We start from the raw sequence: 25,168 nt of genomic DNA, 5'->3' as shown, positions 1-25,168 counted from the left end.
GCTGCTTACAGGGAACCCGCCCGTCGGTAGAGTGCGGACATGACTGATGGAGCGGTGCTGCACGTCCGTGGTCGGGTGCTGGTCGGCCCGGAGGACGTCCGGGACGAACTCTGGGTGGTGGACGGCCGGGTGAGCTTCACCCGCCCCCCGGCCGCCGGGGACGTCCGGACGGTGACCGGCTGGGTGCTGCCCGGCCTGGTGGACGCGCACTGCCACGTCGGTCTGGACGCGCACGGCGCGGTGGACGAGCAGACCAGCGAGAAACAGGCGCTCACCGACCGTGACGCCGGCACCCTGCTGATCCGCGACGCCGGCTCGGCCGCCGACACCCGCTGGATCGACGAGCGCGAGGACCTGCCCCGGATCATCCGGGCCGGCCGGCACATCGCCCGGACCCGCCGCTACATCCGCAACTACGCGCACGAGATCGAGCCCGGCGACCTCGCCGCCTACGTCCGGGCCGAGGCCCGGCGCGGGGACGGCTGGGTGAAGCTGGTCGGCGACTGGATCGACCGCGAGCGCGGCGACCTGGCCGCCTGCTGGCCCGGCGACGCCCTGGCCGAGGCGATCGCGGCGGCGCACGAGGAGGGCGCGCGGGTCACCGCGCACTGCTTCGCGGCGGAGTCGCTGCCGGACCTGCTGGCGGCCGGGATCGACTGCGTCGAGCACGCCACCGGGCTCACCGAGGAGTTGATCCCGGCCTTCGCCGAGCGCGGGGTCGCGATCGTGCCGACGCTGGTCAACATCGCCACCTTCCCGGAGCTGGCGTCCGGCGGCGAGGCCAAGTTCCCGGCCTGGGCGGCGCACATGCGGCGGCTGCACGAGCGCCGGTACGACACCGTCGGCGCCGCGCACGACGCGGGCATCCCGGTGTTCGTCGGCACGGACGCGGGCGGCTCGCTCGCGCACGGGCTGGTCGCGGACGAGGTGGCGGAGCTGGTGAAGGCGGGGCTGAGCCCGGCCGAGGCACTGTCGGCGGCGAGTTGGGGCGCGCGCGAGTGGCTGGGGCGGCCCGGGCTGGAGGAGGGCGCCTCGGCCGACTTCGTGGTGTACGAGCAGGATCCGAGGGCGGACGTCCGGGTGCTCGCGGACCCGCGGTTGGTGGTGCTGCGGGGGCGGCCGGTGGGGTGATCGGCCCGCCGGTCGGATGCATGATCATCCGCTGAACGCCCTGTCGGTGTAGGCCGATAGGGTGGCGACCATGGCACCGCGTCCACTGAACGAGATCGTCGAGCCCGGTTGGGCCACCGCCCTGGAACCCGTCTCCGGGCGGGTCGCCGCGATGGGCGACTTCCTGCGCGCCGAACTGGCAGCCGGCCGTACCTATCTGCCCTCCGGCCCGAACGTGCTGCGGGCCTTCCAACAGCCGTTCGCCGACGTGCGGGTGCTGATCGTCGGGCAGGACCCGTACCCGACCCCCGGCCACGCCGTGGGGCTCAGCTTCTCGGTCGGCCCGGAGGTGCGGCCGATCCCGGCGAGCCTGATCAACATCTTCCAGGAGTACGGCAACGACCTCGGCCTGCCGCAGCCGTCCAACGGGGACCTCACCCCGTGGACCAACCAGGGGGTGCTGCTGCTCAACCGGGCGCTGACCACCGCTCCGCGCAAGCCGGCCGCGCACCGGGGCAAGGGCTGGGAGGAGGTCACCGAGCAGGCGATCCGGGCGCTGGCGGCGCGCGGCGGGCCGCTGGTGGCGATCCTGTGGGGGCGTGACGCCCGCAACCTGCGGCCGCTGCTCGGGGAGATCCCGGCGATCGAGTCGGCGCACCCGAGCCCGTACTCGGCGAACGGGGGCTTCTTCGGCTCCCGGCCGTTCAGCCGGGCGAACGAGCTGCTGGTGCGGCAGGGGGCGCAGCCGGTGGACTGGCGGCTGCCGTAGCAGAGTTGGGTCAGCACAGAACGCCAACCTCACTCCAACGAGTGAAATGACGTTCTGTGTTACTCATGTGACGATCTGTTTGAGAAGACTGGCGGCTCATCGTTCCATCTGTGTGGGGGTACCGCCATGTCTTCTCGCCGAATCGTTTTCTCAGCCGCCGCCGTGGTGGCGAGCACCGTGCTCACGGCCGCACCCGTCCAGGCCGTTCCGTCGGCCGAGCCCACCCCGTCGCCCGGCAAGGCGCGGGCCGTCACCGCCGAACTCGACCTGGACGTCAGCCTGTTGAACAAGGCGGTGGACGTCCCGGTGAACATCGCGCTCAACAAGGTGGAGACGCCCCGGCAGATGAACGGCTCGGTGCTGACCGCCACGGTGGCCGGGGTCGACCAGCAGGGCCCGGTCACCCTGGTCAAGGCCGACGTCGGCACGTCCGTCACCCACGCCGACGCCAAGGGCGCCGCCGCCTCCGTCAAGCTGGTCAACGCCGATGTGCACGCCCCCGGCCTGCCCGCCACCGCGCTGCTCGGCCTGGAGGCGATGAGCGCCGAGGTGACCTGCCCGGTGGACGGGCAGCCGACCGCGAACGTCGTCGCTCCGGCCGGGCTGACCGTGCTGGGCAGGCCGGTCACCGTCGGGCTGTACGGGCCGACCAAGGTGGACGTGCCACTGGTGGGCAGCGTGTCGGTGGAGTTCTCCAAGAAGACCACCACCACGACCACCGCCGCCGCCTCGGCGCTGGAGGTGCAGGTGGAGGTGAACCCGCTCAACCTGAACGTCGCCAAGGTCACCGGGAAGATCACCGTCGCCTCGGTGAGCTGCGAGAAGCCCGTCCCGTCCGCGCCCTCCGCCTCGTCCGCTCCGTCCGCCTCGTCCGCACCCTCGACCGCGGCGGCCGTGGGTACCCCGTCGGCCGCGGGTACCGCGCCCGCCGCCCAGCCGGTGGCCGACACCACCACCTCGCGGGCCGCCGTCCCGCAGGCCGCGGTGGAGAAGCCCGAGAGGCTCGCCTCCACCGGCGGCAGCAGCGCCACCGGCCCGCTGGCCGCCGGGGCCGCCGCCCTGGTCGCGGGCGGGGCGGCCGCGCTGTGGGCCACCCGGCGCCGCCGGGCCGCGCACGCCCGGCGGTAGTGGTCGTCCTGCCGTACCGCGCGGGGCGGGGGTGCTGCTGCACCGCGCGGGGCGGGAGTGCCGCGCCCGGCACTCCCGCTGCGTGACCGTGCCGATGCGGACGGTTGGTTCACATGGGCGTTACACGAGAGGAACAACCGGGAAACGGCGGCTTGCGACGCTACGCGGGCACCCACCACCCAGCAATGCGAGGGACACGCCGTGGCAATCAAGGCCGAGTACATCTGGATCGACGGCACCAAGCCGACCGCGAAGCTCCGTTCCAAGACTCGCGTCCTGCCCAACGCCGACAAGATCCCGACCTGGGGCTTCGACGGTTCCTCGACCAACCAGGCCGAGGGCCACGCCTCGGACCGCGTGCTGGACCCGGTCAAGGTCGTGCCGGACCCGATCCGCGGCGGCGACAACATCCTCGTCCTCTGCGAGGTCCTGGAGACGAACGGCACCGCGCACGCGTCCAACACCCGCGCCCTGCTGCGCGAGGTCGCCGAGAAGTACGCGGCGCAGGAGTCGATCTTCGGCATCGAGCAGGAGTACACCTTCTTCAAGGGCTCCCGCCCGCTCGGCTTCCCGGAGGGCGGCTACCCGGCCCCGCAGGGCGGCTACTACTGCGGCGTCGGCGCCGAGGAGGTCTTCGGCCGCGAGATCGTCGAGCTGCACCTGGACCGCTGCATCGACGCCGGCCTGGCCATCTGCGGCATCAACGCCGAGGTCATGCCCGGCCAGTGGGAGTTCCAGATCGGCCCGGTCGACGCGCTGACCGTCTCGGACGACATGTGGATCGCCCGCTACCTGCTGTACCGCACCGCCGAGGAGTTCGGCATCGACGCCACCCTGGACGCCAAGCCGGTCCGGGGCGACTGGAACGGCGCGGGTGCGCACACCAACTTCTCCACCAAGGCGATGCGCGAGGGCTACGACGCCATCATCACCGCCTGCGAGTCGCTCGGCGCCTCCCAGGAGAAGGTCCTGGAGCACGTCAACCAGTACGGTGACGACATCCAGTCCCGTCTGACCGGCAAGCACGAGACCGCCCCCTGGAACGTCTACAGCTACGGCGTCTCCGACCGCGGCGCCTCGGTCCGCATCCCGTGGCAGGTCGAGGTGGAGCAGAAGGGCTACATCGAGGACCGTCGCCCGAACGCCAACGTCGACCCCTACGTCGTCACCCGCCTCATGATCAACACCTGCTGCGAGGCCCTGGAGAAGGCCGGCCAGGTCTGATCCACCGTCCCCGGGTGCACGGACGGTAACGCCCGCAGGCCCTTCCCCGCCCAGGGGGAGGGCCTGCGGGCGTTCCCTGGCGCATGCTCCCTGGTGCATAATCGGGCGCATGACCGCTCCGACCCGCCTTTCGCTCGTGCGCCGGCTGCACGTGGATCTGGCGCGGGTGTGGGCGGCCGGCTGTCGTCGTCGGTGAGTTCGTCCCGACCGACCGCAGACAGTACCGGCCGCAGGAGTGTGTCCCTTCATGGCTCTCACGTTTCACTGGTTCCTCCCCACCAACGGCGACAGCCGTCAGATCGTCGGCGGCGGGCACGGGTCCACGCCCGGCACGGCCGGCACGGACCGGTCGCCGAGCGTGGCGTACCTGGGGCAGATCGCCCGCAGCGCCGAGCAGTTGGGCTTCGAGGGGGTCCTCACCCCGACCGGGGCGTGGTGCGAGGACGCCTGGCTGACCACGGCGATGCTGACCCAGGTGACCGAGCGGCTGAAGTACCTGGTGGCGTTCCGGCCCGGGCAGATCAGCCCGACGCTGGCGGCGCAGATGGCGGCGACCTACCAACGGCAGTCCGGCGGACGGTTGTTGCTGAACGTGGTGACCGGCGGGGAGTCGGCCGAGCAGCGGGCGTACGGGGACTTCCTGGACAAGGACGCCCGGTACGCGCGCACCGGCGAGTTCCTGGACATCACCCGGCGGCTCTGGGCGGGGGAGACGGTCGACCACCACGGCCCCCATCTGCGCGTCGAGCGGGCGAAGTTGAACCGGCTGCCGGATCCGGTGCCGGCGGTGTACTTCGGCGGCTCCTCCCCGGCCGCCGGGGACGTCGCGGCGCGGTACGCGGACGTCTACCTGACCTGGGGCGAACCGCCCGCCCAGGTACGGGAGAAGATCCGTTGGATCCGTGAACTGGCCGCGGCCCAGGGCCGGTCGGTGCGGTTCGGGATCCGGCTGCACGTGATCACCCGGGACACCTCCGCGCAGGCCTGGGCGGAGACCGAGCGGCTGCTCGCGGGGATGGATCCGGTGCGCGTCCGGGAGACCCAACGGGCCCTCGCCGAGAGCGAGTCGGAGGGCCAGCGGCGGATGCTCGCGCTGCACGGCGGCTCCGCGGAGCGGCTGGAGGTGCACCCCGGATTGTGGGCCGGCATCGGACTGCTGCGCGGCGGCGCCGGGACGGCGCTGGTGGGCAGTCACCGGGAGGTCGCCGACCTGGTCTGCGAGTACCACGATCTGGGCATCGACGAGTTCGTGCTGAGCGGGATGCCGCACCTGGAGGAGGCGTACTGGTTCGGCGAGGGGGTGCTCCCGCTGCTCGCCGCCCGCGGGCTGTGGTCGCGGCCGTGAACTCGTTGGTCGTGGCCGCGCAAATCGCTGGTCAATCCCGGTCGACCCCCGGGCCGGACTCCAGGAACTGCACTTCGGGGCGCTGCGGGAATGGGCGGAAACCTAGCTGCCGTTCCGGGGGCGTGAACGGGAAGAGTGGGGCGCGCGGGGCGTGAACGCGCTGGTGAGTGCGCCGTGCACGCCGTTGTGCTCGGGGCGCGATCCTTTCTAACGTCCAGTCATGACCATTTCCACCGAACCCATCGGCAGCATCCCGCGGCCGACCGCCCTGTTGAACGCCCTCGCCGAGCACGCCGCAGGCCGACTGCCCGACGCCGATCTGAAGAAGCTGCAGGACGAGGCCACCGCCGACACCCTGGCCAAGCTGGAGGAGCTGGGGTGCCCCGTCCTGGTGGACGGCGAGCAGTCCAAGCCGAGCTTCGTCACGTACCCCCTCGCCGGGCTGGCCGCCCTCGACGGCGAAGGAGCCGTCATCCCCTTCGCCGACGGGCACACCCGGCAGCTGCCGCGTCTGACCGCCGGTCCCTTCCGGTACCAGGTCCGGGCCGAGGCCTTCCTGCGTGACGCCCGCCGCCACACCTCGCTGCCCGTCAAGCAGGCCGTCATCGCGCCCTCGGCGCTCAGCCTGCTCTACCCGGCCGACGGCATCGCCGGGTACTCGCGCGAGGAGTTCCTGAAGGACCTGGCCGACGAGGCCGAGGCCGACATCCGCGGCTGCCTGGACGCCGGCGCCCACGTCGTCCAACTCGACTTCACCGAAGGCCGGTTGTCGCTCAAGCTGGACCCGTCCGGCGGTCTGCTGGACGACTTCGTGGCCCTCAACAACCGGGTGCTCGACCGGTTCACCGAGGAGGAGCGGGCCCGCCTCGGCGTGCACACCTGCCCGGGCGGGGACCAGGACTCCACCCACAGCCTGGACGTCGACTACGCCGCGCTGCTGCCGAAGCTCTTCGAGCTCAGGGTCGGCAACTTCTACGTGCAGTTGGCGAGCGAGGCCGACCCCGAGCGCGTCCTCGCCGTCATCGCGGATCAACTGCGTCCGGGGATCAGGGTGTTCGTCGGGGTGACCGACCCGATCGACCCCCGGGTGGAGAGCCCGGAGGAGGTGCGCGACCGCGTGCTGGCCGCGGCCCGGCACATCCCGGTCGAGCAGCTCGGCACCACCGACGACTGCGGATTCTCGCCGTTCGCCGACGACACCTCCACCTCGCGCGACACCGCCTTCGCCAAGATCGCGGCCCGGGTGCGGGGCACCGCCCTGGCGGCGGAGGCGCTCGGGCTCCAGTAGCGCCGCGAGGCGCCTGCCCGGCCGGCGGGGGCCGATCCCGCGAAGGCCGGTCAGGCCGAACCGAGCACCGTCTCCAGGGCGTTGAGGAACCGGTCGGTGGTGGCCTCGTCGCGGACGGCGATCCGCAGCCACTCCTCGCCCAGCCCCGGGAAGGTGTCCCCGCGCCGTACGGCGAAGCCGTGCTCGCGCAGCCGCTCCCGTACGGCCGCGGCGCCCGGCAGTCGGACCAGGACGAAGGAGGCGACCGGTTCGCCGTACACCCGGACCGTGGGGAAGGCTGCCAGGCCCTTCACCAAGTGCTCGCGCCAGAGCGCCAGTTCGGCGGCGGCCCGCTCCGCCTCGGCCAGCGCGGCCGGGCCGCTACAGGCCTCGGCGGCGGCCAGCGCCGGGGTGGAGACCGGCCAGAGCGGCTGGGCGGCGCCGAGGGCGGCGATCATCGGCGCGGGGCCGAGCACGTAGCCGATCCGGAGCCCGGCCAGACCCCAGGTCTTGGTGAGGCTGCGCAGCACGACCACCTGGCCGGGCAGGTCGCGGACCGCGGCGAGGGACTCCCGCTCGCCCGGGACGGTGTCCATGAACGCCTCGTCCACCACCAGGGTGCGGCCTGGCCGGGCGAGTGCGGCGACGGCCTCGGCGGGGTGGAGGACGGAGGTCGGGTTGGTCGGGTTGCCGAGGACGACCAGGTCCGCCTCGTCGGGGACGGCGCCCAGCCGGAACCCGTCCCCGGGGGAGAGCAGCACCCGGTGCACCCGGTGTCCGGCGTCCCGCAGCGCCGCCTCGGGCTCGGTGAACTGCGGGTGTACGACGGTGATGTGACGTGCCGTCAAGACCCGGGCGAGCAGCACGAAGGCCTCCGCCGCCCCCGAGGTGAGCAGTACCTCCTCGACCGGGCGGGCGTGCCGGGCGGCCACCGCGGCGCGGGCGGCGCCCTGGTCGGGGTAGGCGGCGAGCTCGCCGAGGGTGGCGGCGAGGCGCTCGCGCAGCCACTGAGGCGGAGTGCCGGTGCGGACGTTGACGGCGAGGTCGACCAGGCCGAGCCCGTCGGCGCGGACCTCGGCGTCGCCGTGGTGGCGCAGGTCGGGTTCGGGGGTGGTCACGCGGGGTCTCCTTGCGTGCTCGCTTGCGGTCCGGGGACGCGGTGGACCTCGTACGGGCCGGGTGGCACAGTGGGCCCGTCGCCCTCGCCGAAGGTCACCAGGGCGACGGCGTGCCCGTGGGCGGCCAGGTGCGCGGCGGCCCCGGTGCGGTCCAGCACGGCCCCGGCTCCGTCCGACACCGTACCGGCGCCGTTCGGCGCGCTCGCCGCGTCCGGGTCCACCGGGACCAGCCGCGTCGTCGGCCGGAGCAGGCCGGCCACCGCCTCGACCGCCTCCGGGGTGCCCACCACGGCCGAGGCGCGGCGCAGTTCGGCGAGCGGCTCCGGCTCCGGGTGGTCCTGCGCGCCCGGCGGGAGGCCGATCACGGCGAGCCGTCCGCGCACCGCCGCCCGGGCGATCGCCACCGTCGCCGTCGCCGACTTCCGCTTGGCGACCACGAGCCGGCCGCCGGGCGCACTGGCCAGCGCCGCCGCCTCGGCGACGCTCGCGGTGCCGACGGCGGCACCGACCGCGCTGGACGGGTTCGGCACCGGCACGGCCGCCAGCTCCCGCGCGGGGTGCTCGTCCACCGGCACCCCGCCGAGGCAGTGCGCCACCCAGCGCACCGCCGGGTGGTCCGCCTTGCCCGCGACCGTGGCCAGTCGGGCCACCGCGGGGCGGGCGAGCCCGGCTTCCCGCAGCGTGTCCGTCAGCAGCCGCATCGCCTCGGCCGGCTCGGTGCCGCTGCCCGCGCCGATGCCGACCACCAGGGTGCGGGGGCGGACCAGCTGGTCGCCGTCGCCCGGGTCCTCCTGGTCGGTGATCCGCAGGACCGGGGCCTCCTCGGGCGCGCTCGGCGCCTCGGGCTGCGGTGAGGAGCCGGTGAACACCGGGGTGACACCGAGCGCGGCCTCCACCTCCCGGGCCAGCTCCTCGGCGGAGTCGCCGTGGGTCAGCGGGATCACCCAGCGCCGCAGCGGGTCCACGCAGAGCACGTCGGTGTCGCGTCGGAGGTCCCTGTGGAGGTCGGCCAGCAGGTGGACGACGGTGGCGAGCGGCCCGACGACGATCACCTGCCGGTGCAGGGTGAAGGCGAGGTTCATCGCCTCCGGCGCCTGGAAGCAGTTGCCGCGCGAGGCCCGGTAGGCGTGGCTGCTGTCCGGCCAGAGCGCGTGCAGCTCGTCGGTCAGCGGGCGGCCCGGCTCGTAGACGGCCACCAGTCCGATCACCACGTACCCGCGCTCCTCGCCGTTCCCGGCCCTCCGGCGGCGGGCCCCCGTGATCCCACCACGTGCGGCCGAAGGGGGTCAATCGCGGCGCGTGTGACGTCGGACGCCGGTTGCGGCGTTTCGTACGGGGGCGCTCTTTCGTACAGCGTCGCTTCGTCGGCGGTGTTTCGTACGGCGGCGTTTCGTACGGGGACGGCGTCGCAGCTGTTCGTCTGTTCTTCACTTCACTTGTGCGGTACACGACACCGCCGCCCTCCTACTGTTTTCCGCGCTCCCGCCCGGGAAGCCCCGACTCACGGAGGACCCCATGGCCTTCGCACGACTCCGCACCCCCGGCGCCCCCGTCCCCGCCGCCACCCCGCGCCCCACCCGCCGCCGACTGCGCCCGCTCACCGCCCTCGCCACCGGCCTCGGCCTGGTCGCCGGATCGCTCGGCCTGTGGGCCGCGGGCGGCAACGCGGCCGCCGTCACCGCCGGCGGCCTGCCCGCGCCGGACCACGTGGTCGTCGTCGTGATGGAGAACCACGCGTACTCGCAGGTCATCGGCAGCTCCAGCGCGCCGTACATCAACAACACCCTGGTGGCCGGCGGCGCGACGCTGACCCAGTCCTACGCGCTCACCCACCCCAGCCAGCCCAACTACTACATGCTGTTCTCCGGCAGCTCGCAGGGCGTCGTCGACGACAGCTGCGTGGACGTCGGCGCGCTGCAGCAGCCCAACCTGGCCTCCGAGCTGCTCGCCGCCAACCAGACCTGGGCGAGCTACAACGAGGGCCTGCCCGGCGTCGGCGCCACCGACTGCAGCAGCGGCAACTACGCGCAGAAGCACAACCCGTGGTTCGGCTTCGGCAACGTGCCCACCTCCAGCGCCTACGGCATGGACGCCTTCCCGACCGACTTCACCACCCTGCCCAAGGTCTCCTTCGTCGTCCCGGACCTGTGCGACGACATGCACGACTGTTCGGTGGGCACCGGCGACTCCTGGCTCCAGGCCAACCTCGACGCGTACGCGCAGTGGGCCAAGAGCCACAACAGCCTGCTGGTGATGACCTTCGACGAGGACAACAAGCTGTCCGGCAACCGCATCCCGACCGTGGTCTACGGCGCCCACGTGGCCCCCGGCAGCAGCACCTCCACCCGCTACAACCACTACGACGTGCTGCACACCCTGGAGGACCTGGCCGGGGTCAACGCCCACGCCGGCAACTCCGCCAACGCCGCCGACATCACCGGCATCTGGAACTGACGCCCGTGTACGTCGCGGACTCCCGCAGCTCCAAGGCCCCCGTCGCGCCGACCCCCTCCACGGGAGGGTCGGCGCGGCGGGGCGCCGCCGCGCGCGCCGTGCCCGGGGCGGTGCTCGCCCTCGGCGCCGTCAGCATGGTCACCGACATCTCCTCCGAGATGGTCAACGCCGTCCTGCCGCTCTACCTGCTCACCGGGCTCGGTCTCTCCCCGCTCGGCTTCGGGCTGCTGGACGGCATCCAGAACGGCTTCAGCGCCCTGGTCCGACTGGTCGGCGGCCACCTCGCCGACCGCCGCGGCCGCGACGGCGCCGCCCGCCACAAGGCCGTCGCGGTCGTCGGGTACGGGCTGTCCGCGCTGTGCCGGCCGCTCCTGCTGTTCGTCCACACCGTGCCGCTGATCGGCGCCGTCATCGCCGTCGACCGCACCGGCAAGGGCCTGCGCACCGCGCCCCGGGACGCGATGATCTCGCTCGCCACCGAACCCGCCCACCGCGGAAGGGCGTTCGGCGTGCACCGGGCGATGGACACGGCCGGCGCCCTGCTCGGACCGCTCACCGCCTTCCTGGTGCTGCGCCTGGCCGGCGGCCCGCTGCTCGCCGACGGCGGCGAACGGCACGGCTACGACGCGGTGTTCACGGTCAGCGCCTGCGTCGCCGCACTGGGCGTGCTGATCCTGCTGCTGTTCGTGCCGAACCGCCAGGATGGTGACGAACCGTCAGCGACGGCCCCCTCGCTGCGCGCGAGCCTCCACCTGCTGCGGCTGCCCGGACTGCGCCGGCTCACCCTGTGCGCGGTGCTGCTCGGGCTCACCACCGTCAGCGACTCCTTCCTCTACCTGCTGATCCAGCGCCGACTCGGCCTGTCCGTCAGCCTGTTCCCGCTGCTGCCGCTCGGCACCGCCGCGGCCTTCCTGCTGCTCGCCGTCCCGCTCGGCACGCTCGCCGACCGGATCGGCCGCCGCCGGCTCTTCCTGCTCGGGCACGGCGTGCTGCTGGCGGCGTACGGGCTGCTGCTCTCACCGCTGCGCGGCCTGCCGGCGGTGATCGGCGTGCTGGTGCTCCACGGCGCCTTCTACGCGGCCACCGACGGCGTGCTGGCCGCCGCCGCGGCCGACGCCGTGCCCGCCGAGCAGCGCGGCGCCGGGCTGGCCCTGGTCGGCACCGGGCAGGCGCTGGCCCGGTTCGCCTGCTCGCTGCTGTTCGGCGCGCTGTGGAGCGCGGTGGGCGGCTCCGTCGCGCTGGCCTGGTCGGCGGGGGCGCTGGCGCTGTGCGTGGGCGGCGCGGCGGTGGTGCTGCGCCCGTCGGAGACCGTTGCCACTGATGCCATCGAGGAGAGTTCGTGAACCTGCGGAACCGGACCAGGGTGATCGTGCTGCTGGTCGCCGTCCTGCTGCTCGGCGCGGTCGGCACCGGAGCCGTCCTCCACGCCGCCGACCGCACCGCCCGCCGGGACCAGGCGCAGCCCGGCGGGCCGGCCGTCACCTCCGGGGCGGTGTCGCTCCAGGCACCGGACAGCGGACGGCAGCTGCTGTTCCGCAACATGGCCTGGGGCCCGCACCGGGACGAGATCACCACCGTCCCCGCCGACCGCCCGGACGGCCCGCGCACCGCCTCCGGCGTGCAGTGCCTGCGCTTCCACGCCGCCGCCGGCACCGGCATCTGCCTCCAGGCCCAGCACGGCGCGCTGGAGGACACCTACCGCGCCGTCGTCCTGGACGACCACCTGCGCGAACTTCGCGCCTTCCCCGCCGCCGGCATCCCCACCCGCTCCCGGGTCTCCCCGTCCGGGCACCTCGTCGCCTGGACGGTCTTCGTCAGCGGCGACTCCTACGCCGGCTCCGACTTCTCCACCCGCGCCTCGATCGTGGACGTCCGGGACTGGAACCTGCGGGAGAACCTGGAGGACTTCGCCGTCATCCTGGACGGCCACCCCTACCAGGCGCACGACGTCAACATCTGGGGCGTGACCTTCGCCGACGACAACACCTTCTACGCGACCCTGGCCTCCGCCGGGAAGACCCACCTCGTCCGCGGCGACCTCGCCGCCCGCACCCTCACCACCCTGCACGACAACGTCGAGTGCCCCTCGCTCTCCCCGGACGGCACCCGCATCGCGTACAAGAAGCGCGTCCCCGGCCTGCCCGCCGACTCCCCGTGGCGGCTGTACGTCCTCGACCTGGGCACGATGACCGAGACCGCCACCGCCGAGCAGCGCAACATCGACGACCAGGCGCTCTGGTCCGGCACCGGCACCCTGCTGTACGCCCTGCCGGGGGACTACGGGGCCGATCTGTGGACCGTTCCGGCGGACGGCACCGGTGCCGCGCAGCTGGTCACCAGGGCCGCGGTCGCCCCCGCCTACCTGGGCTGAGGAACTCTGGGCTACCGTCCCACGTCGAGCAGAGTGTGACGTCCTGATCAAAGGTCGTGGTCGAACGTCCTGATCGAGCGTCCTGATCGAAACGGGGGAGCGAGCAACCGTGGACGGCATCCCACCCGAGCGGATGGTGACCGACTCCTGGCCCGCCCTGCACGGCCGCCCGGTCCTACGGCGCACCGTCGCCGTCGGACTGGTGCTGTGCGTGTCCGTCGCCGCCGCCCTCGTGGTGCGCGGCGTCAACGCGCTCACCGTCGGCAGGGTCGGCCGCGAGACCGACCGCGACCGCGCCGAGCGCCTGGCCGGGCTCCACCCCTCCCAGCACCCCGGCGCCCAGCGCTACTACGTCCCGGTCGGCGCGGTGTACACCCGCACCTCGGACGGCGCCCCCGTCGCCTACCTGCACTACCGCCTCGGCGGCGGCAAGGACCTCGGGCTCGGCGACTTCCTGCGCACCTACGACCTGCCGGAGCCGGGCCCGGCCCGCAAACTGCCGCCCGACCTGGCCGCCGCGCTCGGCGGCGACGAACCGGCGGAGGCGCCGGAGCTCCCGGAGCAGCCGGAGCCCTCCGCCTCCGCCCCGCCCTCCGCCCCGCCCTCCCCGCCGGCATCCCCCTCCGCTCCCGCCGTCCTCGCCCCGCCCGCCGCCGGGCAGGCATCGGCGGAGGACCCGACCGACGGCTCGCCCGACGGCCCCGCGGACGAGGCGTCCGGCGCGGCCCCGGACATCTCGCCGGACCCCACCGCGGACGCCTCCCCAGAGGCCTCCCCGGACACCGAGGCCGAGGGCGGGGTGCCGACCTGGACCCCGACCTCGACCCCCTCCGCCATCCCCACCCCCGCCCCCACCCCCACGGCCCGCCGCATCTACGTCGCCACCATCCCCGGCGGCCTCCCCGGCGCCGCCGACATCTACGTCCGCGCCACCGGCTGAGCCGAAGGTGAAGGCTCAGTCCACTTCCCGGTCAATGGTGAACGCCATGACGCTCCCCGGTTGGAGGGGGAACGGAAGCTGGATCAGTCCAGCCGTGTTGTTGAACGGGGCGGGGAAGGTGGCTCGGACGCTGGCGCCGTGAGTGGCCCCGAGCGCGCTGATCTCGGACGCGTTCACACTCAGGCGGGTCGGCTTGAGCGCCGGGTCGACGGTGAGCCGGTACTCGGCGTCGGTGACATGGCGGAACACCTGGGCCTGGACGCGGACCCGCCGATCGTTGCCCACGAACTTGCGTGCCGTGACGCTCAGCTCGACGAGATGGCCGATGGTGACCTGGGCATCATGAGGGACGGTGAAGTGCTCGACCCTGGCTCGCCCGCCGGCGACGGTCTCGTGGGTCGGCGGCTTGCGTTCCAAGTCCCGGTTGTCGACCCGGACCACTCCGACGGTGAAGATCTCGGGGTCGTCCGGGTCCAGGTTGTCGTCGATCATCCATCGGAGCAGACACTCAGACCCGGTGAATCCGTCCAGGCCGGCATCGTCGTTGGAGGCGAGGCAGGCGATTGTCACGGCCTTGGGCAAGGATTCGATCCGATAGGAGATCCGGAAGCTCTGGTAGAGGTAGTCGGGGTGGGCGTCACCGGCCGGTGCGGGCGAGAGCAGGCAGTCGTAGCGGTAGGCGGACAGTGCTCCGGCGAACAGCGGATCTCGCACCGGGCCGAGAACGTCCTGCATGCCTCGAAGGACGGCGCTGTCCACTTGCTCCGTGGTTTCCCGCACTGTGAGTGAGCCGATGGCCAGTGTCACGGCCGAGGCCGACACGAAGGCCCCGCCAACGAGGCTGAGGACGGTGGCCAGGACGGGCTGATGGGTCAGCAGTGCGGCAGCCACGACGCACACCAGGCCCGCAGTCAGTCCGAGGGCGTTGGCGAGCGCCAGGATCTTGCGCAGTTGTCGCTCTTGAGACACGGCCATGCGCCACCCCCATGGACAGCGTCAGAGTGCCGCCCCGTCTTTGATGATCCGGATGATCCGCTCGGAAACCTCCCCGATCTCCTGAGCCGTGCGAACGTTATCTGACTGACCATCAGTCAGAAAGACCATGACGACCGGGTTGTCGGGAAGCAGGACGATCCCCGCGTCGTTCACGACGCCGCGGAGGCTTCCGGTCTTGTGTCGGACCGGGATGTCGTCGTCAAGGCGGGACGGAATCCTGTCGTTTCGCAGGTAGTTGACCAGGTAGCGGCGAATCGGCTCCAGGTTTGGGGCCTGGTCGATGTGTTCGATCAGCCTCAACATGTCATCTGCGGTGGTGGTGTTGGCGCGCCCGAGGGGGCCGAGCTCCGACTCGGAGAAACCTGCCGGGAAGGTGGTCGAGTGCAGCCCGAGGGCTTTGATCGTGGCGTCGATTCGCTCCTGGCCCAGGATCGCGCGGACGTGCTCGGCTGCCGGGTTGTCGCTGGTCACCAGCGCGAATCCGCACAATTCCCGTACGGTGATGGTCGAATCGGGATCGAAGGCCTGGAGCACGCTCGGATACATCGTGCCGGGGAGGGAGCTGATCCGGACCCGGGACTCCGGATCGAGCTCGCCACGCTCGGCCGAGTCGAAGAGCGCGACCCCGAGGAGCATCTTCGCCAGGCTTGCGGCGGGCAGCACGAGGTCGGGCTGGTGGGTGGCGGTGAGTCGAGGCTCACCGAGTGTCTTGACCAGGACGCTGCGCACGCCCGAGACGTGCGCCGTCGCGAACCCTTCGATTTGTGCGGCGATCGCGGACCGCAGTTCGTCGGCATCGACCATCGGGGTCATCCCATTCTTCGACGTGGTTGAGTCGGGTCAACAGCCGTCTACCCGTGTGGGAGCCCGGTACGCCAGGAGCCTGCGGGGGCGTGCCCGCAGGCGTCCGGGTGCGGCGGTCAACGGGTGGTTGCTTCGATGGGCTGGGAGGGCGAGGCCGGGGTCGGGGAGGGTTCGGGGGTCCGGCGGGCCGGGGCCTGGCCGGCGAGCATGGCGCCGAGGGCCAGGGCGAGGCCGAGGAGCTGCCACGGGGTGAGGGTCTGGCCGAGGACGAGGAGGCCGCCGACCGTGGCCACCACCGGGTTGATCAGGCCGAGGAAGGACGCGGGCCCGGCGCCGAGGTGCTCGATGCCGCGGAACCACAGGACGTAGCCGAGCGCTGTGCTGAACAGCCCGAGGTAGGCGAAGCCCGCCAGGTTGGTGGCGCTCAGGGCGGGCGGTGCGCCCTCGACCAGGGCGGCGAGCGGCACCAGGAACACCGACCCGGCGAGGAGCTGCCAGGCGGTCAGGTCGAGCAGGGTGGCGCCCTCGGGGCGGCCCCAGCGGCGCGTGAGGACGGTGCCCATGGCCATCAGCCCGACCCCGGCGACCATCGCGGCGAGCCCGAGGCCGTCCAGCTTCGCGCCGCTCTTCAGCACCAGCAGCGCCACCCCGCCGACCCCGGCCAGCCCGGCGAGCAGCGCCCGCCGTCCGGGCCGTACGCCGAGCACGCCGATGGAGAGCCCGGCGACCAGCAGCGGCTGGATCGCCCCGATGGTGGCCGCGACGCCGCCGGGCAGGCGGTACGCGCCGACGAACATCAGCGGGAAGAACAGCCCGATGTTGAGCATCCCGAGCACCGCGGCGCGCCCCCACCAGCGCCCCTTGGGCAGTTTGCGGCCGATCAGCAGCAGGAGCAGCCCGGCCGGGAGGGCGCGCAGCGCGGCGAGCAGCAGCGGACGGCCTTCGGGCAGCAGTTGGGTGGTGACCAGGTAGGTGGTGCCCCAGGCGGCCGGGGCGAGTGCGGCGGTGGCGGCGATCCCAGCGCGCTTGCGGTCCATGACGTTCCCCTCAACGTTGATTATCTGAACGTTGAGATATTTCTACGCTCGGGGATCTGCGAACGTCAAGTATGTGAATGTTAAGATATCTACGACGAGGGGGAGGGCGACCGCAGAGAGGCGGACCACCATGCAGCAGCGCGACACCGTCGACGACATCGCCGAGCAGTGGAGAAGGGTCGACCCGGAGCTGGACCTGGAGGCCATGGCCCTGATCGGCCGGCTCCGGCGACTGAACGTCAGGGTCGACAACGCCCTGCGCGAGTACTTCGCCACCTGCGGCCTGGACTCCTCCGAGTTCGACGTCCTGGCCACCCTTCGCCGCGCCGGCGAGCCCTACGAACTCAACGCCCGCGCACTGCTCAAGTCCGCCATGGTCACCTCCGGCGCCATCACCAACCGCGTCGACAAGCTCTCCGCCAAGGGCCTGGTCGAACGCAACCCCTGCCCCACCGACCGCCGCGCGGTTCTCGTGCGCCTCACCCCGGCCGGCAAGGAGCTCATCGACGCCACCCTGCCCGGCCACCTGGAGAACGAGGAGCGCATCCTCACCGCCCTCGACGCCGACGAACGCGCCCAGCTCGACACCCTGCTGCGCAAGCTCCTCGTCGCCCACGGCGACACCGAGTCGCTCTTCGACTGAGCCGCTGTCAGTGCCGGGGCGGCCGCGAGGGGGGCGGCGGGGAAGGGGCGTGTCCACGGCCCGTCCGGCCGCGTTATCCCGTCGGGACGCCGCACCGGAGGAGAGGCCCGATGAAGCACAAGACCCCCAGGGAGATCGCCGTCGACGACCAGCTGCGGGCGGCGGGGGCGGAGGGCGCCCAATGGCTCGCCGCCGCCGGGTGGGGGCCGCCGGTGAAGGTGCCGCTGCAACACGCGGCCAAGTGGCAGCAGGAGACCCGGGCCCGGATGCTGGCGGCGCAGCAGGACGAGTCCTGCACCTGGTGCGACCACCTGCTCGACGGCGGGCCGCAGCCCGTCGTCGTCCACGCCGAGCACCCGACCCACCTGATCTGCCGCGCCTGCTCGATCAACGCCCGCCCCCGCCGCACCTGCCTGGACTGCGGGAAGCCCGCCGACTCCAAGTCCGCGCTGGACGGCCGGGAGGACGTCTTCATGGGCGCGGTGGCGATCTACACCCGCCTCCGCTGCGTCGCCTGCTTCCGGGGCGATCCGCTCAGGGGGACCTTCGGAAGCGGTCTGTGACGTCCGGCTGCCGGTGCGCGATCAGCGCCGACATCCGGGCCGGGGCGGCGCCGTGGGGGAGCGGTCCTGAACCGCTGCGGCGCAGGCCCTAGTCGTCTTGACCCGTGAGGTCGGGGGCGCCGTCCGCCGCCCGGGCGGCGATGAGCTGGGCGCAGTCGGCCGGGGAGGCCTGCGAGGTGTCCACGAGCAGGTCGTACGAGACCCCCTCGTGCACCGACTCCGCCTGTGCGGCGGCCATCCCGGGGACCCGGTCGCCGCGCGCGGCCTCCCGGGACGCGGCCACCGCGGGGTCGCAGCGCACGCCGACCCAGAGCACGTCCAGGCCCTCCAGGGCCGTCCGCCAGCGCTGCTGGGAGGCGGCCCCGCCGAGGAACACCTCGTCGACGACGATCCGGGCCCCGGCCCGGGCCATCGCCGCCACACCGAGCGTCCAGGCGGCGTCCAGCTGGGCGAAGACCGGCCCGACCGCCACCGCGCCGTCCCCGTCCTCCAGCCCGCCGATGCCCTCGCCGCCGCTCAGCAGCCGCGGCGGCAGCGCGCCGATCATGGTGTCCGTGCCGAGGTGCAGCCACGGCTCCGGCAGCAGCTCCTGGAGCCGGTGGGCGATGCTCGACTTGCCGGAACTGGAGCCGCCGTTGAGGACGATCACATGCATGCGCGCATCCTAGGAGCGGAACTTTCAGGACGTCTCGGTATTAATCGCCGCACCGCTGACCGCCGCACCACGGACCGCCGCGTCGAAGCCCGCCGCGGCGGCCGCGAAGGAGGAGGCCAGCGCGGGCGAGCCCGCCCAGTGCAGGTGCAGGTACGAGGCGTGCACGTTGCCGCCGGCGAAGCCCTCCGTGCGCGGCCCGGTCGGCAGGCGCCAGCCCCAGGCCGGGAGATCGCCCGCGCCCGGTTCGCAGACCGTCCGGTGGAACTCGTGTCCGCGCAGCCGGGTGCCGGCCGGGCCGAGCGGGGAGTCGTGCAGGGCGACGGCCTCCCGGTAGCCGAGGGTGAGCCGCTCGGTCATCCGGGAGGCGGTGTCCAGTACCCCGCACATCGGCAGGCCGTCCAACTCCCGTCCCAGGTACAGCAGTCCGGCGCACTCGGCGGCGATCGGCCCGCCCGAGGCGGCGAACGACGCGATGGCGGCGCGCAGTTCCGCGTTCCCGCTCAGCTCCCGCACGTACAGCTCTGGGAAGCCGCCGCCGATCACCAGCCCGGCCGTTCCCGCGGGCAGCGCCGAGGCGTGCAGCGGGTCGAGCGGGATCACCTCGGCGCCCGCCGCGTCGAGCAGTTCGGCGTTCTCGGCGTACGAGAAGGAGAAGGCCGCGCCGCCCGCCACCGCGATCCGGGGCCGCCCGGCGACCGGTGTCACCTCCGCCGCGGGGTCCCATGGCTCGGCGTCCAACTCCGGTGCCGTCCGGGCGAGTTCCAGCAGGGCGTCCAGGTCGACGGAGGAGGCGACCAGCTCGCCCATGTCCGCGACCGCCTTGAGCGCCTCCGCCGAGCGCTCCACCGCCGGGATCAGCCCGAGGTGCCGGGACGGCGTGGCGACCGCCGCCGAGCGGCGCAGCGCGCCCAGCACCGGCACGCCGGAGCCCTCCTCCAGCGCCTCGCGCAGGAGTTGCTCGTGCCGGTCGGAGGCGACCCGGTTGAGGATCACCCCGGCCAGCCGGACCTGAGGGTCCCAGGAGGCGAAGCCGTGCACCAGCGCGGCCACCGACCGGGACTGCGAGGAGCCGTCCACCACCAGCACCACCGGTGCCCGCAGCAGCTTGGCGACGTGCGCCGTGGACGCCAGCTCCCCGCGCCCGGAGGCCCCGTCGAACAGGCCCATGACGCCCTCGACCACCGCGACGTCCGCCCCCGCCGCGCCGTGCAGGAAGAGCGGCGCGATCCGCTCCGGCCCGCACAGGAAGGCGTCCAGGTTGCGGCCGGGCCGCCCGGCGGCGAGCGCGTGGTAGCCCGGGTCGATGTAGTCCGGGCCGACCTTGTGCGGCGACACCGCCAGCCCGCGCGCGGCGAGCGCCGCGATCAGGCCGGTGGCGACGGTGGTCTTGCCGGCGCCCGAGGAGGGCGCGGCGACGACGAGGCGGGGGATGTTGCTCAAGAGGTCACCACTCGATACCGCGCTGGCCCTTGCGGCCGGCGTCCATGGGGTGCTTGACCTTGGTCATCTCGGTGACCAGGTCGGCGAATTCGGTCAGCGCCTCGGGCGCGTACCGGCCGGTGATGACGACGTGCTGGCTGCCCGGTCGGTCCTTGAGCACGGACACCACCTCGTCCGGGTCGATCCACCCCCAGTGCATCGGGTAGGTGAACTCGTCCAGCACGTAGAAGCGGTAGGTCTCGGCGGCGAGGTCGCGCTTGACCTGCTCCCAGCCCTCCTTGGCCGCCTCCTCGCTGTCCATCTCCTGCTCGGCGGAGCGCTGGATCCAGGACCAGCCGGATCCCATCTTGTGCCAGTCGACGGTGCCGCCCTCGCCGGAGGCGCCGAGCACGCGCAGCGCGTTCTCCTCGCCGACCTTCCACTTGGCGGACTTCACGAACTGGAACACCCCGACCGACCAGCCCTGGTTCCAGGCCCGCAGCGCCATGCCGAACGCGGCCGTGGACTTGCCCTTGCCGGGGCCGGTGTGCACGGCGGTGATCGGCTGCGTACGGCGCTGACGGGTCGTCAGGCCGTCGTCGGGAACGCTCTCGGGGACACCCTTGGGCATGTCGGCTCAGGCCGCCTTTCGCATCGAAGTGGTCGAACGGTTCACGGAACGGCTCTCGGAGCGGCTCTCCCGCACGAGCGAGGCCACGCCCTCGGCGCGCAGCTCGTCCAGGCTGACGGCGGTGCCGCCGAGCAGCCCCGCCAGGGTGTGGGCCAGGCCGAGGCGGACGGGCCCGGACTCGCAGTCCAGCACCACGCTCGCGGTGCCCTGCGCCGCGAACAGCGCGGCCGCGCGCCGCGATGCGGCGAGCGCGTCCCGCCCGCCGGTGGCCCGGCCGTCGGTCACCACGACCAGCAGCGGGCGCCGGCTCGGGTCGCGCAGCCGTTCCACCCGCAGCACCTCGTGCGCCCGTAGCAGGCCCGCGGCCAGCGGGGTCCGCCCGCCGGTGGGCAGCGACTCCAGCCGGGCCGCGCCGACCTCGACGGAGGAGGTGGGTGGCAGCGCCAGCTCGGCGCCGGAGCCCCGGAAGGTGATCATGCCGATCTTGTCGCGGCGCTGGTAGGCGTCCATCAGCAGCGACAGCACCGCGCCCTTGACGGCGGTCATCCGCTGCCGGGCGGCCATCGATCCGGAGGCGTCCACCACGAACAGCACCAGGTTGGACTCCCGCCCCCGGCGCACCTGTTCGCGGAAGTCGTCCTTGTGCAGCACCAGCGCCCGGCCCGCCCGCCCGCGCGCCACCTGGTGCGGCGCGGCGGCCTGGAGGGTCGCGGTCAGGTGCAGCCGGCTCAGCGCGCCCTGCGGCCGCCGGGCGCGCACGGTGTGCCCGCCGGTGGTCTCGGCGGGGGAGCGGCGGCCCTGTGCGCCGTGGCCGGTGCCGCGTACGGTGAACAGCCTGGTGCGGTACGGGTCCCCGGCCGCGACCGGCGCCGACTCCCGGGCGGGGGAGGGGTGCTGGGCCGGGACGGGCTGCTGCGGCGCGGGCGCCTCGGTGTCCGGGGCCGCCTCCGCGGGGCCGCCGTCGGAGGGCTCGGGCGCGCCGCCGTCGTCCGGACCGCCGCCACCATCGGGCCCGCCGTCCGGTCCTCCGTCCGGCCCGCCCTCCGGGTCGCCGTCCGGGCCCGGCCCGTCACCCTCGGGCTCCGGCTCCGGTTCGTTCTCCTGGGAGTGCTCCTCCAGCGTGCGGTCCAGCTGTTCCTCGTCCAGCCCGGGCGCGTCGAAGGGGTTGCGGCGCCGCCGGTGCGGCAGGGCCAGCTGGGCGGCCTTGCGGACGTCCTCCTCCAGCACCTCCGTCCGCCCCGCCCAGGCGGCCAGCGCGACGGCGGTGCGGGCCATCACGATGTCCGCGCGCAGCCCGTCCACCTCGAACGCGGCGCACACGGCGGTGATCTGACGCAGTGCCACATCCGTCAGCTCGACCGACGGCAGCAACTCCCGTGCGGCGGTGATGCGTTCGGCGAGCTCCCGCTCCTCGGCGGCGAACCGGTCCGCGAAGCCGGCCGGGTCCGCGTCGTACGCGAGCCGCCGCCGGACCACCTCGGCCCGCTCGGCCGGATCCCGGGTGGCGGCGATCTCGACGGTCAGGCCGAAGCGGTCGAGCAGCTGGGGCCGCAGCTCGCCCTCCTCCGGGTTCATCGTGCCCACCAGCAGGAAGCGGGCCGCGTGCCGCACCGACACGCCCTCGCGCTCGACGTAGGAGCGGCCCATCGCGGCGGCGTCCAGCAGCAGGTCCACCACGTGGTCCTGGAGCAGGTTCACCTCGTCGATGTACAGCACGCCGCGGTGCGCCTTGGCGAGCAGCCCCGGCTCGTAGGCCTTGACGCCCTCGGCCAGCGCCCGCTCCAGGTCGAGTGAGCCGACGATCCTGTCCTCGGCCACGCCGACCGGCAACTCGACCAGCTGGGACGGCCGTTCGTGGCTCCCAACGGATCCGCGGCCCTCACCGGATGCGTGGCCCTCGCCGGATCCGTGCGGCCCGTCCGGGCAGTTCGGGTCCGGTGCGGCCGGGTCGCAGGCGAAGCGGCAGCCGTCCACGGTGGCGATGTCCGGCAGCAGCCCGGCCAGCGCGCGCACCATGGTCGACTTGGCGGTGCCCTTCTCGCCTCGCACCAGCACGCCACCCACGGCCGGGGACACCGCGTTCAGCAGCAGCCCGAGCCGCAGGTCGGCCATGCCGACGATCGCGGTGAACGGATAGCGGACGTCACTCATGCGTCACTCCCAGGTGCCCCGGGCGGGACGAACGGCAGCGATCCGGCCGCCGGCACCCCGCCCTCGATCAGCTTCCACAACGCGTCGGTGTCCGCGTGCTCCTCGATCAGGTCGCCCAGCCGGTCCAGCCGGGCCTCGCGCGCCTCGGCGAAGGAGGTGTCCGGCGCCGGAACGAACGCCCGGCCCGCCAACTCGGCGACCTCGCGCAGGAGTTCGCGGCGGAAGCCGTCGTTCTCCAGTGCGCCGTGCCAGGTGGTGCCCCAGACCGCGCCCACCCGGCAGCCGTCCAGGAAGGGAACGCCCCCCTCGACCTCCACCACCCCGTGGTGGATCTCGTAGCCCTCCACCCGCTGCCCGTACGCCTCGCCGACCGGCCGCGCGAGCACCTTCTCGGCGCCGAAGCGGACGTGCGTCGGCAGCAGCCCGAGCCCCTCGACGGAGCCCGCCCGGGACTCCACCTCGTCGACGATCCCGCGCGCCAGCATCTGGTAGCCGCCGCAGACCCCGAGGATCGGCAGTCCGGCCGCGGCCCGCGCCTTCAGCGCCGGCTCCAGGCCGCGCTCGCGCAGCCAGGCGAGGTCCGCCACGGTGGCCCGGGTGCCGGGCAGCACCACCAGGTCGGCGTCGGCCAGTTCCTCCGGCCGGGTCGCCCAGCGCACCAGCACGCCCGGCTCCTGCGCCAGCGCGTCCACGTCGGTGAAGTTGGACAGCCGGGGGAAGCGCACCACGGCGACCCGCAGCACGTCCGCCCCGAGCGGCCCGCGACCGTCCACCCGGTCCACCACGGTGGACAGGTCCAGCGAGTCCTCGGCGTCCAGCCACAGGCCCGGCAGCATCGGCAGCGTGCCCAGCACCGGACGGCCGGTCAGCTCGCGCAGCATCTCCAGCCCGGGCGCCAGCAGCCGCGCGTCGCCGCGGAACTTGTTGACGAACCAGCCCGCCACGTGCCGCTGGTCCTGCGCCGACAGCAGCGCCAGCGTCCCGTACATCGCCGCGAAGACCCCGCCGCGGTCGATGTCCCCGACCACCACGACGGGCAGCCCGGCGGCGGTGGCCAGGCCCATGTTGGCGATGTCGCGGTCGCGCAGGTTGATCTCGGCGGGCGAGCCGGCGCCCTCGCACACCACCACCTCGTAGCGGCCGCGCAGGTCCGCCAGGCACTCCAGGGCGCGCTCCAGCAGGACGGGCTTGCGCTCGCGGTAGTCCAGCGCGCCGACCTCGGCCACCGGGCGGCCCAGCAGCACCACCTGGCTGCGGCCGTCCGCGCCGGGCTTCAGCAGCACCGGGTTCATCGCCGCCTCCGGCTCCACCCGGGCGGCCTGCGCCTGCATCGCCTGGGCGCGGCCGATCTCGGCGCCGTCGGCGGTGACGAAGGAGTTCAGCGACATGTTCTGCGCCTTGAACGGCGCGACCCGTACGCCCTGGCGGGCGAGCCAACGGCAGATCCCGGCCGTCACCACGCTCTTGCCCGCGTCCGAGGTCGTCCCGGCGACCAGCAGCGCGTTGCTCATGCCCTACCCCTCCTCATCAAGAGCCGCAGCAGGACGTGCCCCGCGACCGTCGTACCCAACGCCAGCGCACCCACCCGCCGGGACAGCGCGCAGGCCCGCTCGATGTCGTCCACCGTGACCGGCCGCAACTCGGCGCCCAGCACCGGCCGGTGCTCCACCCTCTCGCCGTACCGCAGCGTCCCGCCCAGCCGTACGCCCACCGCGCCCGCGAAGGCCGCCTCCGCCTGGCCCGCGTTGGGGCTCGGGTGCGCGGAGCCGTCCCGGCGCCAGACCCGCCAGGCCGTGCCGGGGTGCGGCGCGGCGGCCACCGTCAGCAGCGCCGTCAGCCGGGCGCCCGGCCAGCCCGCCAGGTCGTCCAGCCGGGCCGAGGCCCAGCCGAAGCGGGCGTGGCGGGGCGAGCGGTGGCCGACCATCGCGTCCAGGGTGTTCACCGCGCGGAAGGCCAGCAGCCCGGGGGTGCCCGCCAGGGCGCCCCAGGTCAGCGCGTTCACCACGGCGTCGGCGGTGTTCTCGGCCACCGACTCGACCACGGCCCGGGCGATCTGCTGCCCGTCCAGCGCGCTCGGGTCGCGCCCGCACAGGTGCGGCAGCCGTTCCCGGGCGGCCGTCAGATCACCGGCGGCGAGGGAGCGGCCGATGGTGCGCGCCTCCCGGGTCAGCGAGGTGCCGCCGAGCACCGTCCAGGTCGCGGCCGCCGCCAGCGCCGCCCGGCCGAGCGGTCGACGGCCCACCGTACGGTCCAGCGCGAGCGCCCCGGCCGCGACCGCGCCCACGCACAGCGCCGTGTACCCGGCCCCGGCGGCGCGGTCGTCCCGCCAGACGCGCCGCTCCAGGCGGGTCGCGGCGCCGCCGAACAGGGCCACCGGGTGGCCGCGGCGGGGGTCGCCGAAACGGGCGTCGGCGGCGTAGCCCGCGACGGCGCCCAGCGCGAAGGCGGCGGCCCGGGTCAGCGGGCGCACGGCGGCGGGCAGCTCGGGGTCCGACGGGGCGGGGCAGCCTGCATCGCGTGCGTGTCCTCACTCAGGGTCCGCG

The 25,168-nt window shown here is 73.8% G+C and carries 23 protein-coding genes; 12 read left to right on the top strand and 11 right to left on the bottom strand.

Features of this window, described 5'->3' with window-relative positions:
- Positions 1-39: 39 nt before the first annotated feature.
- The 6 genes from RZ50_RS00815 (at position 40) to RZ50_RS00790 (ending at position 6,864) form a co-directional block, all read left to right on the top strand.
- A complete protein-coding gene (locus tag RZ50_RS00815; RefSeq protein WP_196950391.1) occupies positions 40-1,131 on the top strand; it encodes an amidohydrolase family protein in 1,092 nt (363 codons plus the stop codon).
- Between the two features lie 70 nt (positions 1,132-1,201).
- On the top strand, positions 1,202-1,879 hold the full coding sequence (locus tag RZ50_RS00810) for a uracil-DNA glycosylase (protein WP_196950390.1): 678 nt from the start codon (positions 1,202-1,204) through the stop codon (positions 1,877-1,879).
- Positions 1,880-2,005: 126 nt separating this feature from the next.
- Entirely contained in the window at positions 2,006-3,007 is a 1,002-nt protein-coding gene (locus tag RZ50_RS00805; protein WP_217680168.1) for an SCO1860 family LAETG-anchored protein, read from the top strand.
- Positions 3,008-3,208: 201 nt separating this feature from the next.
- Positions 3,209-4,231: a glutamine synthetase gene (gene glnII, locus RZ50_RS00800; protein WP_196947042.1), complete on the top strand. Its 1,023-nt coding sequence runs from the start codon at positions 3,209-3,211 to the stop codon at positions 4,229-4,231.
- Positions 4,232-4,478: 247 nt separating this feature from the next.
- Positions 4,479-5,576 carry an LLM class flavin-dependent oxidoreductase gene (locus RZ50_RS00795; protein WP_196947041.1) on the top strand — a complete coding sequence of 366 codons (1,098 nt, stop codon included), beginning with the start codon at positions 4,479-4,481 and terminating at the stop codon, positions 5,574-5,576.
- A gap of 220 nt (positions 5,577-5,796) precedes the next feature.
- Positions 5,797-6,864: a cobalamin-independent methionine synthase II family protein gene (locus tag RZ50_RS00790; protein ID WP_196947040.1), complete on the top strand. Its 1,068-nt coding sequence runs from the start codon at positions 5,797-5,799 to the stop codon at positions 6,862-6,864.
- 50 nt (positions 6,865-6,914) lie between these two features.
- Here RZ50_RS00790 and cobC read toward each other — a convergent pair whose 3' ends face one another.
- Positions 6,915-7,961: an Rv2231c family pyridoxal phosphate-dependent protein CobC gene (gene cobC, locus RZ50_RS28755; protein WP_308271082.1), complete on the bottom strand. Its 1,047-nt coding sequence runs from the start codon at positions 7,959-7,961 to the stop codon at positions 6,915-6,917.
- Entirely contained in the window at positions 7,958-9,172 is a 1,215-nt protein-coding gene (locus RZ50_RS28750) for a cobalamin biosynthesis protein (protein WP_308271080.1), read from the bottom strand. Before RZ50_RS28750 ends, cobC begins: the two co-directional genes overlap by 4 nt.
- 304 nt (positions 9,173-9,476) lie before the next feature.
- Here RZ50_RS28750 and RZ50_RS00780 point away from each other — a divergent pair, with 304 nt between their 5' ends.
- The 4 genes from RZ50_RS00780 (at position 9,477) to RZ50_RS29630 (ending at position 13,726) form a co-directional block, all read left to right on the top strand.
- Positions 9,477-10,415 (top strand): alkaline phosphatase family protein, encoded by a 939-nt coding sequence (locus RZ50_RS00780; RefSeq protein WP_196947039.1) that lies wholly within the window; start codon positions 9,477-9,479, stop codon positions 10,413-10,415.
- A gap of 5 nt (positions 10,416-10,420) precedes the next feature.
- Positions 10,421-11,758: an MFS transporter gene (locus RZ50_RS00775; RefSeq protein ID WP_308271078.1), complete on the top strand. Its 1,338-nt coding sequence runs from the start codon at positions 10,421-10,423 to the stop codon at positions 11,756-11,758.
- A gap of 2 nt (positions 11,759-11,760) precedes the next feature.
- Positions 11,761-12,786 (top strand): TolB-like translocation protein, encoded by a 1,026-nt coding sequence (locus RZ50_RS00770; protein ID WP_196947043.1) that lies wholly within the window; start codon positions 11,761-11,763, stop codon positions 12,784-12,786.
- 109 nt (positions 12,787-12,895) lie between these two features.
- Positions 12,896-13,726, top strand: coding sequence for a hypothetical protein (locus RZ50_RS29630; RefSeq protein WP_196947038.1), 831 nt, complete (start codon positions 12,896-12,898; stop codon positions 13,724-13,726).
- A 15-nt stretch (positions 13,727-13,741) separates the two neighbouring features.
- On the opposite strand, the gene RZ50_RS00760 is transcribed toward RZ50_RS29630, so the two are convergent.
- From RZ50_RS00760 to RZ50_RS00750, 3 genes are all read right to left on the bottom strand, one after another.
- The gene (locus RZ50_RS00760) at positions 13,742-14,701 is read right to left on the bottom strand and encodes a hypothetical protein (protein WP_196947037.1); all 960 of its coding nucleotides are present in this window, start codon (positions 14,699-14,701) and stop codon (positions 13,742-13,744) included.
- A 21-nt stretch (positions 14,702-14,722) separates the two neighbouring features.
- A complete protein-coding gene (locus RZ50_RS00755) occupies positions 14,723-15,526 on the bottom strand; it encodes a serine hydrolase (protein ID WP_196947036.1) in 804 nt (267 codons plus the stop codon).
- 116 nt (positions 15,527-15,642) lie between these two features.
- Positions 15,643-16,563 carry an EamA family transporter gene (locus tag RZ50_RS00750; protein WP_196947035.1) on the bottom strand — a complete coding sequence of 307 codons (921 nt, stop codon included), beginning with the start codon at positions 16,561-16,563 and terminating at the stop codon, positions 15,643-15,645.
- Positions 16,564-16,693: 130 nt separating this feature from the next.
- Between RZ50_RS00750 and RZ50_RS00745 the strand changes: the two genes are divergently transcribed.
- Both RZ50_RS00745 and RZ50_RS00740 read left to right on the top strand, forming a co-directional pair.
- Positions 16,694-17,206: a MarR family winged helix-turn-helix transcriptional regulator gene (locus tag RZ50_RS00745; RefSeq protein ID WP_196947034.1), complete on the top strand. Its 513-nt coding sequence runs from the start codon at positions 16,694-16,696 to the stop codon at positions 17,204-17,206.
- 110 nt (positions 17,207-17,316) lie between these two features.
- Positions 17,317-17,769 (top strand): hypothetical protein, encoded by a 453-nt coding sequence (locus RZ50_RS00740; protein ID WP_196947033.1) that lies wholly within the window; start codon positions 17,317-17,319, stop codon positions 17,767-17,769.
- An 88-nt stretch (positions 17,770-17,857) separates the two neighbouring features.
- Here RZ50_RS00740 and cpt read toward each other — a convergent pair whose 3' ends face one another.
- Genes cpt through RZ50_RS00710 form a run of 6 tightly spaced genes read right to left on the bottom strand, consistent with a single transcriptional unit; the run spans position 17,858 to position 25,095 of the window.
- Positions 17,858-18,424, bottom strand: a complete 567-nt coding sequence (cpt, locus tag RZ50_RS00735; protein ID WP_196947032.1) for a chloramphenicol phosphotransferase CPT — start codon at positions 18,422-18,424, stop codon at positions 17,858-17,860.
- A gap of 24 nt (positions 18,425-18,448) precedes the next feature.
- Entirely contained in the window at positions 18,449-19,864 is a 1,416-nt protein-coding gene (locus RZ50_RS00730; RefSeq protein WP_196947031.1) for a cobyrinate a,c-diamide synthase, read from the bottom strand.
- 4 nt (positions 19,865-19,868) lie between these two features.
- A complete protein-coding gene (cobO, locus tag RZ50_RS00725; protein WP_196947030.1) occupies positions 19,869-20,474 on the bottom strand; it encodes a cob(I)yrinic acid a,c-diamide adenosyltransferase in 606 nt (201 codons plus the stop codon).
- Positions 20,475-20,480: 6 nt separating this feature from the next.
- On the bottom strand, positions 20,481-22,625 hold the full coding sequence (locus RZ50_RS00720; protein WP_196947029.1) for a putative cobaltochelatase: 2,145 nt from the start codon (positions 22,623-22,625) through the stop codon (positions 20,481-20,483).
- Positions 22,622-24,136 carry a cobyric acid synthase gene (locus RZ50_RS00715; RefSeq protein WP_196947028.1) on the bottom strand — a complete coding sequence of 505 codons (1,515 nt, stop codon included), beginning with the start codon at positions 24,134-24,136 and terminating at the stop codon, positions 22,622-22,624. The genes RZ50_RS00720 and RZ50_RS00715 overlap by 4 nt, the downstream gene beginning before the upstream one ends.
- On the bottom strand, positions 24,133-25,095 hold the full coding sequence (locus tag RZ50_RS00710; RefSeq protein ID WP_374199853.1) for a cobalamin biosynthesis protein: 963 nt from the start codon (positions 25,093-25,095) through the stop codon (positions 24,133-24,135). Before RZ50_RS00710 ends, RZ50_RS00715 begins: the two co-directional genes overlap by 4 nt.
- Positions 25,096-25,168 lie beyond the last annotated feature (73 nt).

It is taken from the genome of Kitasatospora sp. SUK 42 (assembly GCF_015776785.2).
In the GTDB taxonomy this organism is placed as follows: domain Bacteria; phylum Actinomycetota; class Actinomycetes; order Streptomycetales; family Streptomycetaceae; genus Kitasatospora.
This window is presented reverse-complemented; position numbering and strand designations above follow the sequence as displayed.